This window comes from Streptomyces sp. NPDC054840 (assembly GCF_053611065.1).
In genome coordinates this window covers 1-15,415 of sequence record NZ_JBSGZP010000099.1, presented here as the reverse complement: position 1 = coordinate 15,415, position 15,415 = coordinate 1, and the positions used below count along the sequence as shown (strand labels likewise).

Here is a 15,415-nt window from a genome sequence, read left to right as displayed (position 1 = left end):
CCCTGAAAGGGATCCGGGGCACCGCCCTCGGCCTCTGTGCGGCAGAGGTGGTGCGTCAGGCCTGGGTGTCGCCCAGGTGGTGGACGCGGACCATGTTGGTGGTGCCGGGGACACCGGGGGGCGAGCCGGCGGTGATGACCATGGTGTCGCCCTGGTTGTAGCGGTTCAGCTTGAGCAGCTCGCCGTCCACCAGGTCGACCATCGCGTCGGTGGTGTCCACGTGCGGCACGACGTACGAGTCGACGCCCCAGCTCAGCGTGAGCTGGTTGCGCGTGTTCGTGTCGGTCGTGAAGGCCAGGATCGGCTGGGTCACGCGGTAGCGGGAGAGCCGGCGGGCCGTGTCGCCCGACTGGGTGAAGGCGATGAGCGCCTTGCCGTCGAGGAAGTCCGCGATCTCGCACGCCGCGCGGGCGACGGAGCCGCCCTGGGTGCGGGGCTTCTTGCCCGGGACCAGCGGCTGGAGACCCTTGGAGAGGAGCTCCTCCTCGGCCGCCGTGACGATCTTCGACATCGTCTTGACGGTCTCGATCGGGTAGGCGCCGACCGAGGACTCGGCCGACAGCATGACCGCGTCCGCGCCGTCGAGGATGGCGTTGGCGACGTCGGAGGCCTCCGCGCGCGTCGGGCGGGAGTTGGTGATCATCGACTCCATCATCTGGGTCGCTACGATCACCGGCTTGGCGTTGCGGCGGCACATCTCGATGAGCCGCTTCTGGACCATCGGGACCTTTTCGAGCGGGTACTCGACGGCCAGGTCACCACGGGCCACCATGACCGCGTCGAAGGCGTCGACCACGGCCGCCATGTTCTCGACGGCCTGCGGCTTCTCCACCTTGGCGATGACCGGGACCCGGCGGCCCTCCTCGTCCATCACCTTGTGGACGTCCTTGACGTCGTTGGCGTCGCGGACGAAGGACAGGGCGACCATGTCGCAGCCCATCCGCAGAGCGAAGCGGAGGTCGTCGACGTCCTTCTCCGACAGGGCGGGGACGTTCACGGCGGCACCCGGCAGGTTGATGCCCTTGTGGTCCGAGATGACACCGCCCTCGATGACGATGGTCCTGACCCGGGGGCCCTCGATCTCGGTCACCCGGAGCTCGACGTTCCCGTCGTTGATCAGGATCTGGTCGCCCTTGGCGACATCGCCAGGGAGGCCCTTGTAGGTGGTGCCGCAGATGGACTTGTCACCCGGGACGTCCTCGGTGGTGATGGTGAACTCGTCACCGCGCACCAGCTCGACGGGACCCTCGGCGAAGGTCTCCAGACGGATCTTCGGGCCCTGGAGGTCGGCGAGGACGCCGACCGCGCGCCCGGTGTCCTCGGAGACCTGCCGGACGCGGTCGTACCGCTCCTGGTGTTCTGCCTGGGACCCGTGGCTGAAGTTGAATCGGGCCACGTTCATACCTGCCTCGATGAGCGCTTTCAGCTGCTCATACGAGTCGACGGCGGGGCCCAGCGTGCAGACAATTTTGGAACGGCGCATGACTGGATCCTATCGGTTTGTTTCGTAGCGGAATATTCCGTCTGGCGGAAAGTCCAAGTGACTAGTGGGTAACCAGCGCATACGCCTGGGTGGCGATCTCCAGTTCCTCATCCGTCGGGACCACCGCCACCGCCACCCGGGCGTGCTCCGCCGAGATCAGCCGGGGTTCGGCGGAGCGCACGGCGTTGGCCTCCGGATCCAGTGCCAGGCCCAGCGCGGTCAGGCCGTCGATCGCGGCCTCGCGGACCTGGTGGGCGTTCTCGCCGACCCCGGCCGTGAAAGTCACCGCGTCCACCCGCCCGAGCACCGCCGCATAGGCCCCGATGTACTTCTTCAGCCGGTGGACGTACGTGGCGAAGGCGAGGCTCGCCGCCTCGTCGCCCTCGCCCGCGCGCCGCAGCACCTCGCGCATGTCGTTGTCGCCGCACATGCCCAGCAGACCGCTCTTCTTGTTCAGGAGCGAATCGATCTCATCCACCGAGAAGCCGCCCACCCGCGCCAGGTGGAAGACGACCGCCGGATCGACATCGCCCGAACGGGTCCCCATGACCAGCCCCTCCAGCGGGGTCAGGCCCATGGACGTCTCCACGCAGACCCCGCCCCGCACGGCCGAGGCGGAGGCTCCGTTGCCCAGGTGCAGCACGATCACGTTCACGTCCTCCACCGGCTTGCCGAGCAGCCGGGCCGTCGCCCGCGAGACGTAGGCGTGGGAGGTGCCGTGGAAGCCGTACCGCCGGATGGAGTACGCGTCGGCGGTCGCGGCGTCGATCGCGTACCGCGCCACGTGCTCCGGCATCGTCGAGTGGAAGGCCGTGTCGAAGACGGCGACCTGCGGAACGTCCGCGCGCAGCGAGCGCGCCACCTCGATGCCCGTCACGTTCGCCGGATTGTGCAGCGGGGCCAGCGGGATCAGGCTCCGGATCTCCGCCAGCACCTCGTCGTCGATCACCGTCGGCCGGGTGAAGCGCGTCCCGCCGTGCACCACCCGGTGCCCGACCGCCGCCAGTTCGGGCGAGTCCAGGCCCATCCCGTCCGCGGCGAGCTCCGCGGCCACGGCCTTCAGCGCGGCCCCGTGGTCCGCGATCGGGCCGACCTGCTCGCGCTTGCCACCGGCCGCGCCCGGACCGGCGAGCGGCTCGTGCACCAGCCGGGAGGTCTCCTCGCCGATGCGCTCCACCAGGCCGGCGGCGAGCCGGGACCCGTCCGCCATGTCGAGGAGCTGGTACTTGACCGACGAGGAGCCGGAGTTGAGGACGAGTACGCGCGATGCGGTCACGATGAGGGTCTTTCCTGGTCGCGGACGGTGGGGAGGAGAGGGGCGGGGCGGGTCAGGCGGTGGGCGTCGGTGCGGGGCCGGGCGAGCCCTGCGCCTGGATCGCGGTGATGGCCACGGTGGTGACGATGTCCTGGACGAGCGCACCGCGCGAGAGGTCGTTGACCGGCTTGCGCAGACCCTGGAGGACCGGGCCGACCGCCACCGCGCCCGCAGAACGCTGCACGGCCTTGTACGTGTTGTTGCCGGTGTTGAGGTCGGGGAAGATCAGCACCGTCGCGCGTCCGGCCACCTGGGACCCGGGCAGCTTGGTCGCCGCGACCGAGGGCTCCACGGCCGCGTCGTACTGGATCGGCCCCTCGATCTGCAGGTCCGGGCGCTGCTCGCGGACGAGCTCGGTGGCCTTGCGGACCTTGTCGACGTCCGCGCCGCTGCCGGAGGTGCCGGTCGAGTACGAGAGCATCGCGATCCGCGGCTCGACGCCGAAGGCGGCCGCGGTGGTGGCCGACTGGACGGCGATGTCGGCGAGCTGCTCGGCGTTCGGATCCGGGTTGACCGCGCAGTCGCCGTAGACGAGGACCCGGTCGGCCAGGCACATGAAGAAGACCGAGGAGACGATCGACGCCTCCGGCTTGGCCCTCCCGTCGCCCGCCACCACCCTGCTCGACGCGCTCTGCGCGGCTGTGTTCGTCTTGATGATCTCGAAGGCCGGGCGGATGGTCGCCGCGGTGGAGTGCACCGAGCCGGAGACCATGCCGTCGGCCAGGCCCCGCTGGACCATCAGGGTGCCGAAGTAGTTGACGTCCGTGACCACGTCGCACGCCAGCTCGACGGTCATCCCCTTGTGGGCGCGGACCTGGGCGTAGTACTCGGAGAAACCTTCCCGTAGCGGGGAGGTCGCCGGGTCGATGAGCTGCGCGCCCGAGATGTCGACGCCCAGGTCGGCGGCCTTCTTCAGGATCGCCTGCTCGTCGCCCAGCAGGGTCAGGTCGCAGACCCCCCGGCGCAGCACCACGTCCGCGGCGCGCAGCACGCGCTCTTCGGCGCCCTCGGGCAGTACGACGCGCCGGCGATCCGAGCGGGCCCGCTCCAGCAGCTCGTGCTCGAACATCATCGGGGTGACGCGCTCCGAGCGGGCCACCGACAGCAGACCGCGCAGCTCGCCGGTGTCCACGTGCCGCTCGAACAGGCCGAGCGCGGTCTCCAGCTTGCGCGGGGTCGCGGAGTTCAACCGGCTCTGCAGCGAGAAGAGTTCGGTGGCGGTCGGGAAGCTGTTGCCGGCCACCGACACCACGGGCGTGCCCGGCGCCAGCTTCGAGGCCAGCGCGAGGATGTCCTTGCCCGGACGCTCGTTCAGGGTCAGCAGGACGCCGGCGATCGCCGGGGTGCCGGAGGCGTGCGCGGCCAGCGCGCCGATGACCAGGTCGGAGCGGTCCCCCGGGGTGACGACCAGGCAGCCGGGGGTCAGGGCGTTCAGGAAGTTCGGCAGCATGGCGCCGCCGAAGACGAAGTCCAGGGCGTCGCGGGCCAGCCCGGCCTCGTCGCCGAGGAGAACCTCGCCGCCGAGCGCCCGGGTGATCTGGGCGACGGTCGGGGCGGAGAGCGACTTGTCGTCCGGCAGTACGTAGCAGGGCACGGGGAGCCGGGCGGCCAGCCGCTCGGCTATGAGGTCGCGGTCCTCCGCGGCCACCCGGTTCACGACCATCGCGACGACGTGGCAGCCCAGGGTCTCGTAGGCGCGGTAGGCGTTGCGGGCCTCGGCGCGCACGTCCTCGGCCCGGTGCCTGGTGCCGCCCACCACGGGGACGACGACCGCGCCCAGCTCGTTGGCGAGGCGGGCGTTGAGCGCGAGCTCGTCGGGAAGGTTGGTCTCCGCGTAGTCGGTGCCGAGGACGAGCATGACCTCGTAGTCGCGGGCCACCCGGTGATAGTGGTCGACCAGCCGCGAGACCAGCTCGTCGGTGCCCTTCTCGGCCAGGATCGCCGAGGCCTCCTGGTAGGACATGGCGTAGGCCGCCGCCGCGTCCTGGTCGATCCGGTAGCGGGCCTTGAGGAGGTCGAAGAGCCGGTCCGGTGCGTCGTGCAGCAGTGGACGGTAGACGCCCACCCGGCCCGTCTGCCGGGTCAGCAGCTCCATGATTCCCAGTTCGACGACCTGTCGGCCGTCCCCCCGCTCGATGCCGGTCACGTACACGCTGCGCGTCACGCCCGCTCTCCGTCCCATGTCGCGAATGTCATTTTGGTGTGGCTCGACCCCTTGACAATACCTCTGTCTATGGATAGGACGCCCCCCGGAAAAAGGCCTGGCCGGGACGGCCGAAAGGCCTCGGGGGCGGAGCCGCCGAAAATGTGCGACGCCCCGGGCCCGTGGAACAATCGGACAGGCTTCACCATTACGCCCTTCCATATGGACGGCAGGAGACACAGCACGATGCGTATCGGAGTTCTCACCGCAGGCGGCGACTGTCCGGGCCTCAACGCTGTCATCCGGTCGGTCGTACACCGCGCCCTGGTCGGGCACGGAGATGAGGTCATCGGTTTCGAGGATGGCTTCAAGGGCCTCCTCGACGGCCACTTCCGCCCCCTCGACATCAATGCCGTCAGTGGCATCCTCGCCCGCGGCGGCACGATCCTCGGTTCGGCGCGCATGGAACGCGCCCGTCTCCATGAGGCCGCCGAGAACGCCCAGGAGCTCGCGACGCGCTACGGCATCGACGCCCTCATCCCGATCGGCGGCGAGGGCACCCTGACCGCCTCCCGGATGCTGTCGGACGCCGGGGTGCCGGTCGTCGGCGTACCGAAGACCATCGACAACGACATCTCCTCCACCGACCGCACTTTCGGCTTCGACACCGCCGTCATGGTCGCCACCGAGGCGATCGACCGCCTGAAGACCACCGCCGAATCGCACCAGCGCGTGATGGTCGTCGAGGTCATGGGCCGCCACGCCGGCTGGATCGCCCTGGAGTCCGGCATGGCCGGCGGCGCGCACGGGATCTGCCTGCCCGAACGTCTTTTCGAGGTGGACGCCCTGGTGAAGATGGTGGAAGAACGATTCTCCCGCGGTAAGAAGTTCGCCGTGATCTGCGTCGCCGAGGGCGCGCACCCGGCCGAGGGCTCCATGCCGTACGAGAAGGGCGCGATCGACCAGTACGGTCACGAGCGCTTCGCCGGCATCGGCAACCGCCTCGCGATCGAACTGGAGCACCGCCTCGGCAAGGAGGCGCGCCCGGTCATCCTCGGTCACGTCCAGCGCGGCGGCACCCCCACCGCCTACGACCGGGTACTCGCGACCCGCTTCGGCTGGCACGCCGTCGAGGCCGTCCACCGCGGCGAATTCGGCAAGATGACCGCGCTGCGCGGCACCGACATCGTGATGACCCCGCTCGCCGACGCGGTCACCGCACTGAAGACCGTCCCCGAGGAGCGCATGTACGAGGCCGAATCGGTCTTCTGACCCCGGCCCGGTCCGAGACCTGCGGTCCGCCTTCCCCGGGTCCCCGGCCGAACGGCCCCGGACCCGGACCCGGCGCGAACGCGTGAGGTCCGGGGCCGTTCGCCGATGCCGGTGGTGAGGGTCCGCCCGGTGCCGTCGCCCTACGCCGCACCGCCCGCGAGGTGCCAGAACCGGTCCACGATCTCGGCGAGGAACTCCCGGCCCGCGTCCCCGCTGCCGGCCTCGCCCTGGCCGCCGCCCCAGCTGAGCGTCGCCACCATCCGCGACTGGTAGTCGCCGTGCAGCCGCTCCAGCACCGACTCCAGATGGTGCTTGGGGATCGGCAGCAGCTTGCCCAGCGGCTTCACGTACGCCTGCCAGCGGGTGGTCACCGCACTGCGCAGCAGCTCGGCGAGCTCCTCGTGCTTGCCGGTCGCCGTCACGAACTGAGCCAGTGTCAGACTCAGCACGGTGGCCAGGGCGGCGGACTGCCGTTCGTTGCCCCTCCAGCGTCCGGTGTCCTCCATCTTCTGGTACGAGCTCGTCTCCAACCCGATCCGCCGGGCCAGGTCGTCCGCCGCGAGCCCCCGGGCGACGCGGTGCTCCCGCAGGGTGACCGGCTCGGCGAGGAGTTCGCCGGGCGCACACCACAGCACGCCCGCGAGCGCCGTGAGCTCGGCGGAGGAAGGTGATATCTCGCCACGCTCCCAGGCCATCACGGTCTCGGGCGCGACGACGAGTCCGTACTGGGCGCGCAGGCCGTAGGCGACATGTCCGGGAGCCATGCCCAGGGCCGCGCGCAGACGACGCGCGGCGGGGGCATTGAAAGGTGGGCTGGAGTGCACACCGCACACCGTAGAAGTGGCCAGGCTGTGGCGCCTACAGACCAAACAAACAAGCCCATACCTCGTAGGAACGTCCTATGAAGTTAAGGCCTTTCGGCGGGTTTCCGGGCGACTGTCCGGTAATCGGTGAGCCCGAAGATCCTTTCCCTGCGTACGGTTCCAGCCAGCGCCCGCCGATGCAATACCCCTCACACTCTTCGCACAATGTGAACCGGGCGGCCATTTCCTGCGTGATCCTGTCCGGGGCCCTCGCCCACGGGGGTGGCGAGGGCCCTGCCCCTCCCTCCCTCCGTTTTCTGCCGGAGGAGCAGCTCGCCAGGCCTGAGCCCCGCCGCCGGGCCCCCGGCGTCAGCCCTGGGGCCGGAACCAGACCGTCGCGAGGGGCGGGAGGGTCATGCGCAGGCTCACCGGGCGGCCCTGCGCCGGCACCGGCTCCGGCCGCAGCGGCTGCGTGTGGTGGATGCCGCTGCCGCCGTAGACCTCCAGGTCGGTGTTGAGCACCTCCCGCCACAGCGGCACCTCCTCGGGCACCCCGATCCGGTAGCCGTGCCGGACCACGGGCGAGAAGTTCGACACCGCCAGCAGCTGCGAGCCGTCCTGCGCGTACCGCAGGAACGCGAAGACGTTGTCGTCCGCCGCGTCCGCCTCCACCCAGGCGAATCCCTCCGGCACGGTGTCCCGCTCCCACAGGGCGGGCGCCGCCGTGTACGTGTGGTTGAGGTCGCGCACGAGGTCCCGTACGCCGCGGTGGTCACCGGCCGCCGAGTAGGAGGAGTCCAGCAGCCACCAGTCCGGCCCGTGCGCCTCCGACCATTCCGACCCCTGGGCGAACTCCTGCCCCATGAAGAGCAGCTGCTTGCCCGGGTGGGCCCACATGAAGCCCAGGTACGCCCGGTGCGCGGCCCGCCGCTGCCACCAGTCCTCCCCGGGCATCCGCGACACCAGCGAACCCTTGCCGTGCACCACCTCGTCGTGCGAGATCGGCAGCACGTAGTTCTCACTGAAGGCGTAGATCATCCCGAAGGTCATGTCGTTGTGGTGGTACTTGCGGTGCACCGGCTCCTTCGACATGTAGCGCAGGGTGTCGTGCATCCAGCCCATGTTCCACTTCAGCCCGAAGCCGAGCCCGCCCGAGTCCGTCGGCCGGGTCACGCCCGTCCACGCGGTGGACTCCTCCGCGACGGTCACCACCCCCGGGCAGCGCCGGTACACGGTCGCGTTCATCTCCTGGAGGAACGAAACCGCGTCCAGGTTCTCCCGCCCGCCGTGCTCGTTGGGCGCCCACTCGCCCTCCCCGCGCGAGTAGTCGAGGTAGAGCATCGAGGCCACCGCGTCCACGCGCAGGCCGTCCACGTGGAACTCCTCGCACCAGTACACGGCGTTGGCGACGAGGAAGTTGCGGACCTCCTTGCGGCCGTAGTCGAACTCCAGCGTCCCCCAGTCCGGGTGCGCGGCCCGCCGCGGGTCATGGTGCTCGTACAGCGGCCGCCCGTCGAATTCCGCGAGGGCCCAGTCGTCGCGCGGGAAGTGCGCGGGCACCCAGTCGACGATCACCCCGATCCCGGCCCGGTGCAGCGCGTCCACGAGGAAGCGGAAGTCGTCCGGGGTGCCCATCCGCGAGGTCGGCGCGTAGAAACCGGTGACCTGGTAGCCCCACGAACCACCGAACGGATGCTCGGCGATCGGCATCAGCTCCACGTGCGTGAAGCCCAGCTCCTTGACGTAGGCGGGGAGCTGCTCGGCGAGCTGCCGGTAGGAGAGCCCGGGCCGCCAGGACCCCAGGTGCACCTCGTACACCGACAAGGGGGCCTCGTGCGGGGGCCGGGCGCCGCGCTCGGCCATCCATGCCGCGTCCTGCCACTCGTACTGCGAGGCGGTGACCACCGAGGCGTTCGCCGGAGGGACCTCGGCGGCGCGGGCCATCGGGTCGGCGCGCAGGGTGTGGCTGCCGTCCGGGCGGGTGATGTCGTACTTGTAGAGGGTGCCGGTGCCCACCCCGGGCAGGAACAGTTCCCACACGCCCGTGGAGCCGAGCGAGCGCATCGGGTAGGCGACGGAGTCCCAGTACGAGAAGTCCCCGGAGACCCGGACCCCCTGGGCGTTCGGCGCCCACACCGTGAACCGGGTCCCGGCCACGCCCTGGTGCTCCATCGGCTGGGCACCCAGCGCCGTCCACAGCTCCTCGTGGCGGCCCTCACCGATCAGGTGCAGGTCCAGCTCGCCGAGGGCGGGCAGGAACCGGTACGGGTCGTGGATTTCCAGCTCGTCCCCGTCGTAGGTGACCAGCAGCCGGTACTCCGGCACCTCGGCCAGCGGCAGCAGCCCCGAGAACAGCCCGTCCCCCTCGTCGAGGAGCTCGGCCCGCAGTCCCTTGGCGACGACGGTGACCGCCGTGGCGTACGGGCGCAGCACCCGGAAGGTCACCCCGCCCCGCTGGGCACGGGCCCCCAGCAGCGCGTGCGGATCGTGGTGGCGGCCCTCCAGCAGCCGGGCCCGTTCGTCGGCGCCGAGTGCGGGCGCCGGCCGGACACCGCGGGCAGGGGTGGCGCGGCGGGCCCGGGGAGCGCGGGCCTTCTTCACCGCCCCCGGCGCGGGTGCGTCTTCGTCGCGGACGGTCGGTGACGGCTGTCGTGCGGCGCTCACGCGAGCGGCCTCCTCGGGGGCTTGGGGCGGGGGTGCGGGGAGATGGATCCAGGGGCGGACGGGGTCGGCGGTACGCGGTGGGCGGGTCGTCCGGGCTCCGACAGCCGCCGGATCGCGGCCATCGGGACGTGCAGCCAGTCGGGGCGGTGCCGGGACTCGTAACGGGCCTCGTACACCGCCTTGTCGGTCTCGTACGCGCGCAGCAGCACGGGGTCCTCGCGGGGGTCCCGGCCGGTGGTGCGGGCGTAGCCCTCGCAGAAGGCGGCCCGGCAGTCGTCCGCCCAAGCGGGAGCGAACGGCCGGTGCGAGCGGGCGGCGTAGTCGAAGGAACGCAGTATTCCGGCGATGTCGCGCACCGCCGGTTCGGGACGGCGCCGGTCGGCCAGCGGCCGGGCCGGCTCGCCCTCGAAGTCGATCAACGACCAGCTGCCGTCGAGGGTGCGCAGGGTCTGACCCAGATGGAGGTCCCCGTGGATCCGCTGGGCGGGCACCCCCGCCCCCCGGGAGGCGGCCAGCGCGTCGAAGGCGCCCCGCAGCCCCGCCTCGTAGGGCCGCAGCGCCGCCACCTCCCGGGCGGTGGCGGCCAGCCGGGCCGTCATCCCCGCCGCGAGCCGGGCGGTCTGCTCCGGGCCGAGCGCGACGGTGGGCAGCGCCGAGGCCAGCGCACTGTGCACCTCGGCGGTGGCCCGGCCGAGCGCGTGCGCCTCGGGGCTGAAGTCGGCCCCGGCGGCGAGCCGGCGCAGAGCGAGCTGCCAGCCGTCGTCGGAGCCGCGCAGGTACGGCTGGAGCACACCCAGGGTCAGCGGTTCGCTCCCGGGCGGCTCGGCCTCGTACCAGGCGACGGGGGCCGGGACCCGGGTGCAGCCGGCGGCGGCCAGTGCCCTGGGCAGCTCCAGGTCCGGGTTGACGCCGGGGCCGACCCGGCGGAACACCTTCAGGATGAACGAATCTCCGTAGATGAGAGAGGAGTTCGTCTGCTCCCCGGAGATCGGCCGGGGGGTGAGCCCCGCCGGGATCGGCGTGGCCGGGTCCCGGTCGAAGCGCAGCGGGCCGAGTACCCCGGGGGAGCGCAGCCGTTCCAGCAGCATGGCCGCGAGCCGGGGATCGCCCAGCGCCTCGTAGACCGCCCGGCCCGCGTACGGACCGTCCTCGGCATGGCCGATCAGGGTGGGCGCGAGGGCGGGCGGCAGGGAGGGGCGGATGCCCAGCAGCAGTTGGTAGCAGTCCCCGTCGACATCGAGGAGCAGGTGCAGCAGTCCGGGGGTGGATCCCGGCGGCAGCAGCTCGGCCGCCGAGACGGTCCTGAGCCTGCTGATGGTGCGGCCCTTGCCCGCGAACCAGCGCTGTGCGGGCAGCCATGCCCTCAGCATCGGCTCCAGTGGAGCGATCCCGGCGGCCCGGTCGGCCGTCAGCCGGCTCCGGGCGGATGCAGCCTCCGACATGGCGTCGCGTCCTTTCCCCGGGCCGTCACAGAATGCGCAGAGTGTCCCGGATGCGCGGCAGTTGCTTCTCCGGCAAGTGCGAGTGTCGGGTCAGGATGGTCCGTACAGGGGCGGGCGATTGACCCATTCGCGCTGCCCGCCCCGTCCTCGGGCCGCTACTCCGCGCGTTTGTCGACGCGCAGTTCGGTCCGCAGCCGGAACCAGTAGAAGCCGTGGCCCGCCAGGGTCAGCAGGTACGGCCACTCGCCGATCGGCGGGAAGCGCACATCACCCGTGAGCTCCACCGGGACCCGTCCGTTGAACGACCGCAGATCGAGCTCGGTGGGCTGCGCGAAGCGCGAGAAGTTGTGCACGCACAGCACCAGGTCGTCCCCGTACTCGCGCAGGAACGCGAGCACCGCCGGGTTCGACGACGGCAGTTCGGTGTACGAGCCGAGTCCGAAGGCCGGGTTCGCCTTGCGGATCTCGATCAGCCGTCGGGTCCAGTGCAGCAGCGAGGAGGGCGACGCCATGGCCGCCTCGACATTGGTGACCTGGTACCCGTGGACCGGGTCCATGATGACCGGCAGGTTCAGCCTGCCCGGATCGCACGAGGAGAAACCGGCGTTGCGGTCCGGAGTCCACTGCATCGGCGTGCGGACGCCGTCGCGGTCGCCCAGCCAGATGTTGTCGCCCATGCCGATCTCGTCGCCGTAGTAGAGCACCGGTGAGCCGGGCAGCGACAGCAGCAGGGCCGTGAACAGCTCCATCTGGTTGCGGTCGTTGTCCAGGAGCGGGGCGAGCCGGCGCCGGATGCCGATGTTGGCCCGCATCCGCGGGTCCTTGGCGTACTCGGCGTACATGTAGTCACGCTCTTCGTCCGTGACCATTTCGAGGGTGAGCTCGTCGTGGTTGCGCAGGAAGATGCCCCACTGGCAGCGGTCCGGGATCGCCGGGGTCTTGGCCAGGATTTCGGAGACCGGGTAGCGGGACTCTCTTCGTACGGCCATGAAGATGCGCGGCATGACGGGGAAGTGGAAGGCCATGTGGCATTCGTCCCCGCCCTTCTCGTAGTCGCCGAAGTAGTCGACGACGTCCTCGGGCCACTGGTTGGCCTCGGCGAGCAGCACGGTGTCCGGGTAGTGCGTGTCGATCTCGGCCCGGACCCGCTTGAGGAGCTGGTGGGTGCGGGGCAGGTTCTCGCAGTTGGTGCCCTCCTCGGCGTACAGGTAGGGCACGGCGTCGAGACGGAAACCGTCGATGCCGAGGTCGAGCCAGAAGCGCAGCGCGGAGACGATCTCCTCCACCACGGCCGGGTTCTCGTAGTTGAGGTCCGGCTGGTGGGAGAAGAATCTGTGCCAGTAGTACTGCTTGCGTACGGGGTCGTACGTCCAGTTGGAGGTCTCGGTGTCGACGAAGATGATGCGGGCGTCCTGGTACTGCTTGTCGTTGTCGGCCCACATGTAGTAGTCGCCGTACGGGCCGTCCGGGTCCTTGCGCGACTGCTGGAACCACTCGTGCTGATCGCTGGTGTGGTTCATGACGAAGTCGATGATCACCCGCATGCCGCGGGTGTGCGCGGCGTCCACGAACTCCACGAAGTCGGCGAGGTCGCCGAACTCGGGGAGCACGGAGGTGTAGTCGGCGACGTCGTAGCCCCCGTCGCGCAGGGGTGAGGCGAAGAACGGCGGCAGCCACAGGCAGTCGACACCGAGCCACTGGAGGTAGTCCAGTTTGCTGGTGAGCCCCTTGAGGTCCCCGACGCCGTCGCCGTTGCTGTCGTGGAAGGAGCGGACGAGGACCTCGTAGAAGACAGCCCGCTTGAACCAGTCGGGATCGCGGTCCTTGGCGGGGGTGTCCTCGAAGGTGTCGTGGACGGGATCGTTGATCATCATGTGGTGGGTGACCCTCCGGTGGGCGGGGACGGTCGCAGAGCGGCCAGTACGTGCGCGGGCGTACGGCCCGGCTCTAGGCGCACGTAGTTCGCCCTGCCCCAGTGATAGGTCTCGCCGGTGAGCTCGTCGCGCACCGCGAGGGACCCGTGCCAGTCGAGGCCGAGTACCGGCATGTCCAACGACACCGTCGCCTCCTGGGTGTGGTGCGGATCGAGGTTGACGACCACCAGTACGGAATTGCCTCCGGCGTGCTTCGAATAGGCGATCACCTGTTCGTTGTCGGTCGAGTGGAAGTGGATGTCGCGGAGCTGCTGGAGCGCGGGGTTGCGGCGGCGCAGCCGGTTCAGTGAGGTGATCAGCGGGGCGATGGTGTCGCCGGTGCGGTCGGCGGCGGCCCAGTCGCGCGGCCGGAACTCGTACTTCTCGGAGTGCAGGTACTCCTCGCTGCCCTCGCGCACCGGGGTGTTCTCGCAGAGCTCGTAGCCCGCGTAGACCCCCCAGGCCGGGGAGAGGGTGGCGGCCAGGACCGCCCGGACCTCGAAGGCCGGACGGCCCCCGTGCTGCAGGTACTCGTGCAGGATGTCCGGGGTGTTGACGAAGAAGTTCGGCCGCATGACCGAGGCGGACGGGGTGTCCGCCAGCTCGGTCAGGTACTCGGTCAGCTCGGCCTTGGTGTTGCGCCAGGTGAAGTAGGTGTACGACTGCTGGAAGCCGACGGAGGCCAGCGCCCGCATCATCGCGGGCCGGGTGAACGCCTCCGCCAGGAAGATCACGTCTGGGTCCGACTTGTTGATGTCCCCGATCACCTTCTGCCAGAAGACGACCGGCTTGGTGTGCGGATTGTCGACCCGGAAGATACGGACGCCGTGGTCCATCCAGTGCCGCAGGATCCGGCACGTCTCCGCGACGATGCCGGCCATGTCGGTGTCGAAGTGGATCGGGTAGATGTCCTGGTACTTCTTCGGCGGGTTCTCGGCGTACGCGATCGTCCCGTCGGCCCGGTGGCGGAACCACTCCGGGTGCTTCTCCACCCACGGGTGGTCGGGGGAGCACTGCAGGGCGAAGTCCAGCGCGATCTCCATGCCCAGCTCGCGGGCGCGCCCGACGAAGGCGCCGAAGTCCTCGATGGTGCCGAGCTCCGGGTGGACCGCATCGTGGCCGCCCTCGGTGGAACCGATGGCCCACGGCACACCCGGGTCCCAACTTCCAGCAGAAAGAGTGTTGTTCGGACCCTTGCGGTAGGTGGACCCGATCGGGTGGATGGGCGGCAGGTAGACCACGTCGAAGCCCATCGCGGCGATCGCGGGCAGCCGCTCGGCGGCGGTCCGGAAGGTTCCGCTGACCGGGGCCTCACCGGGCTCCAGCACCGCTCCCTCGGAGCGCGGGAACATCTCGTACCAGGAGCTGAAGAGGGCCCGTTTGCGCTCCACCAGGAGCGGCAGGGGCTTGGAGGCGGTGACCAGCTCCCGGTACGGGCGCCTGGCGAACGCGGCGTCCACGGCCGGATCGAGGGCGGCCTCGTAGCGTTCGGCGGCGGGCAGGTCCTCGTCGCGCATGGTCCCGGCGGCGGCCAGGACGGCCTCGCGCCCGTCGCGCTTGGGGATCCGGGCCCCGGCCCGCTCGTAGAGCTCCGCGCCCTCCAGCAGCATGAGGCCGGTGTCGATCCCGGCGGGGATCTTGATCGCGGCATGGGCTCGCCAGGTGGCCACCGGATCGCTCCACGCCTCGACGGTGTACGTCCACCTCCCTTCGGCCTCGACGGAGACCTTGGCCCCCCACCGGTCGGTGCCGGGGGCGAGTTCACGCAGCGGCACGGGGGGTCGCAGCCGCCCGCCCGGATCACGCAGGACGAGGTGGGCGGCGACGGCGTCGTGTCCTTCGCGGAACACGGTGGCGGAGATCTCGAAAACCTCGTCCACGACCGCCTTTGCGGGTCTGGCGCCGCAGTCGACGGAGGGGCGGATGTCCAGCACGGGAATGCGACCGATCATGATGGGATCACCTGGGGGCAGTTCGCAGGGCTCGGTGACAACAGGCCAGCCGGAATCACGGCTGGTAGTGCACGCTCTGTTCGCTCTGTTTCTAGCCGCTCCGTGGACGGCTGGGCTGCGGGCATGGCCGCTCCTGTCCGCGTTCACTCGGGTGGCGGGGAGAGGGTTTGTGGGCGGAGGTGCCGTGCGTGTACGCGTGTACCCGGGGAGCCCTTCCCACTATCACCCCGCCCAATCCGGGTGTTCGGTTAACTACTCGTACGTAGTGGAACGGGCGATACCAAGCACCGGCTCGACATCCGCCGGGGCTCCGTCAAGTCGGCCGGGACTAGGTGACGTACGGGCGCACGCGGCGCGGAGCCCGGGCGCGAACGAAGCGCGAACCACCCGTCCCACGGGCCTCGCGCGCCCCTTCCGGAGGACCGGTC

The 15,415-nt window shown here is 70.5% G+C and carries 9 protein-coding genes; 1 reads left to right on the top strand and 8 read right to left on the bottom strand.

Annotation, left to right across the window (positions count from 1 at the left end):
- Nucleotides 1–55 precede the first annotated feature (55 nt).
- The 3 genes from pyk to pta form a co-directional block, all read right to left on the bottom strand.
- Nucleotides 56–1,483, bottom strand: coding sequence for a pyruvate kinase (gene pyk, locus ACWGIU_RS10305; RefSeq protein ID WP_453704263.1), 1,428 nt, complete (start codon nucleotides 1,481–1,483; stop codon nucleotides 56–58).
- Between the two features lie 61 nt (nucleotides 1,484–1,544).
- The gene (locus ACWGIU_RS10300; protein ID WP_453704261.1) at nucleotides 1,545–2,759 is read right to left on the bottom strand and encodes an acetate kinase; all 1,215 of its coding nucleotides are present in this window, start codon (nucleotides 2,757–2,759) and stop codon (nucleotides 1,545–1,547) included.
- A 52-nt stretch (nucleotides 2,760–2,811) separates the two neighbouring features.
- On the bottom strand, nucleotides 2,812–4,962 hold the full coding sequence (pta, locus tag ACWGIU_RS10295) for a phosphate acetyltransferase (RefSeq protein ID WP_453704259.1): 2,151 nt from the start codon (nucleotides 4,960–4,962) through the stop codon (nucleotides 2,812–2,814).
- Between the two features lie 225 nt (nucleotides 4,963–5,187).
- Here pta and ACWGIU_RS10290 point away from each other — a divergent pair, with 225 nt between their 5' ends.
- Nucleotides 5,188–6,213 (top strand): ATP-dependent 6-phosphofructokinase, encoded by a 1,026-nt coding sequence (locus ACWGIU_RS10290; RefSeq protein ID WP_453704258.1) that lies wholly within the window; start codon nucleotides 5,188–5,190, stop codon nucleotides 6,211–6,213.
- Between the two features lie 140 nt (nucleotides 6,214–6,353).
- Here the strand turns inward: ACWGIU_RS10290 and ACWGIU_RS10285 are convergent, their stop codons facing one another.
- The 5 genes from ACWGIU_RS10285 to ACWGIU_RS10265 form a co-directional block, all read right to left on the bottom strand.
- Nucleotides 6,354–6,977: a helix-turn-helix domain-containing protein gene (locus ACWGIU_RS10285; protein ID WP_453704265.1), complete on the bottom strand. Its 624-nt coding sequence runs from the start codon at nucleotides 6,975–6,977 to the stop codon at nucleotides 6,354–6,356.
- A 408-nt stretch (nucleotides 6,978–7,385) separates the two neighbouring features.
- The gene (gene glgB, locus ACWGIU_RS10280) at nucleotides 7,386–9,680 is read right to left on the bottom strand and encodes a 1,4-alpha-glucan branching enzyme (protein WP_453704256.1); all 2,295 of its coding nucleotides are present in this window, start codon (nucleotides 9,678–9,680) and stop codon (nucleotides 7,386–7,388) included.
- Nucleotides 9,677–11,122, bottom strand: a complete 1,446-nt coding sequence (locus ACWGIU_RS10275) for a maltokinase N-terminal cap-like domain-containing protein (protein WP_453704254.1) — start codon at nucleotides 11,120–11,122, stop codon at nucleotides 9,677–9,679. Before ACWGIU_RS10275 ends, glgB begins: the two co-directional genes overlap by 4 nt.
- Nucleotides 11,123–11,277: 155 nt before the next feature.
- Nucleotides 11,278–12,996 (bottom strand): maltose alpha-D-glucosyltransferase, encoded by a 1,719-nt coding sequence (gene treS / locus ACWGIU_RS10270; RefSeq protein WP_453704252.1) that lies wholly within the window; start codon nucleotides 12,994–12,996, stop codon nucleotides 11,278–11,280.
- On the bottom strand, nucleotides 12,993–14,987 hold the full coding sequence (locus tag ACWGIU_RS10265) for a maltotransferase domain-containing protein (RefSeq protein WP_453704250.1): 1,995 nt from the start codon (nucleotides 14,985–14,987) through the stop codon (nucleotides 12,993–12,995). Before ACWGIU_RS10265 ends, treS begins: the two co-directional genes overlap by 4 nt.
- Nucleotides 14,988–15,415 lie beyond the last annotated feature (428 nt).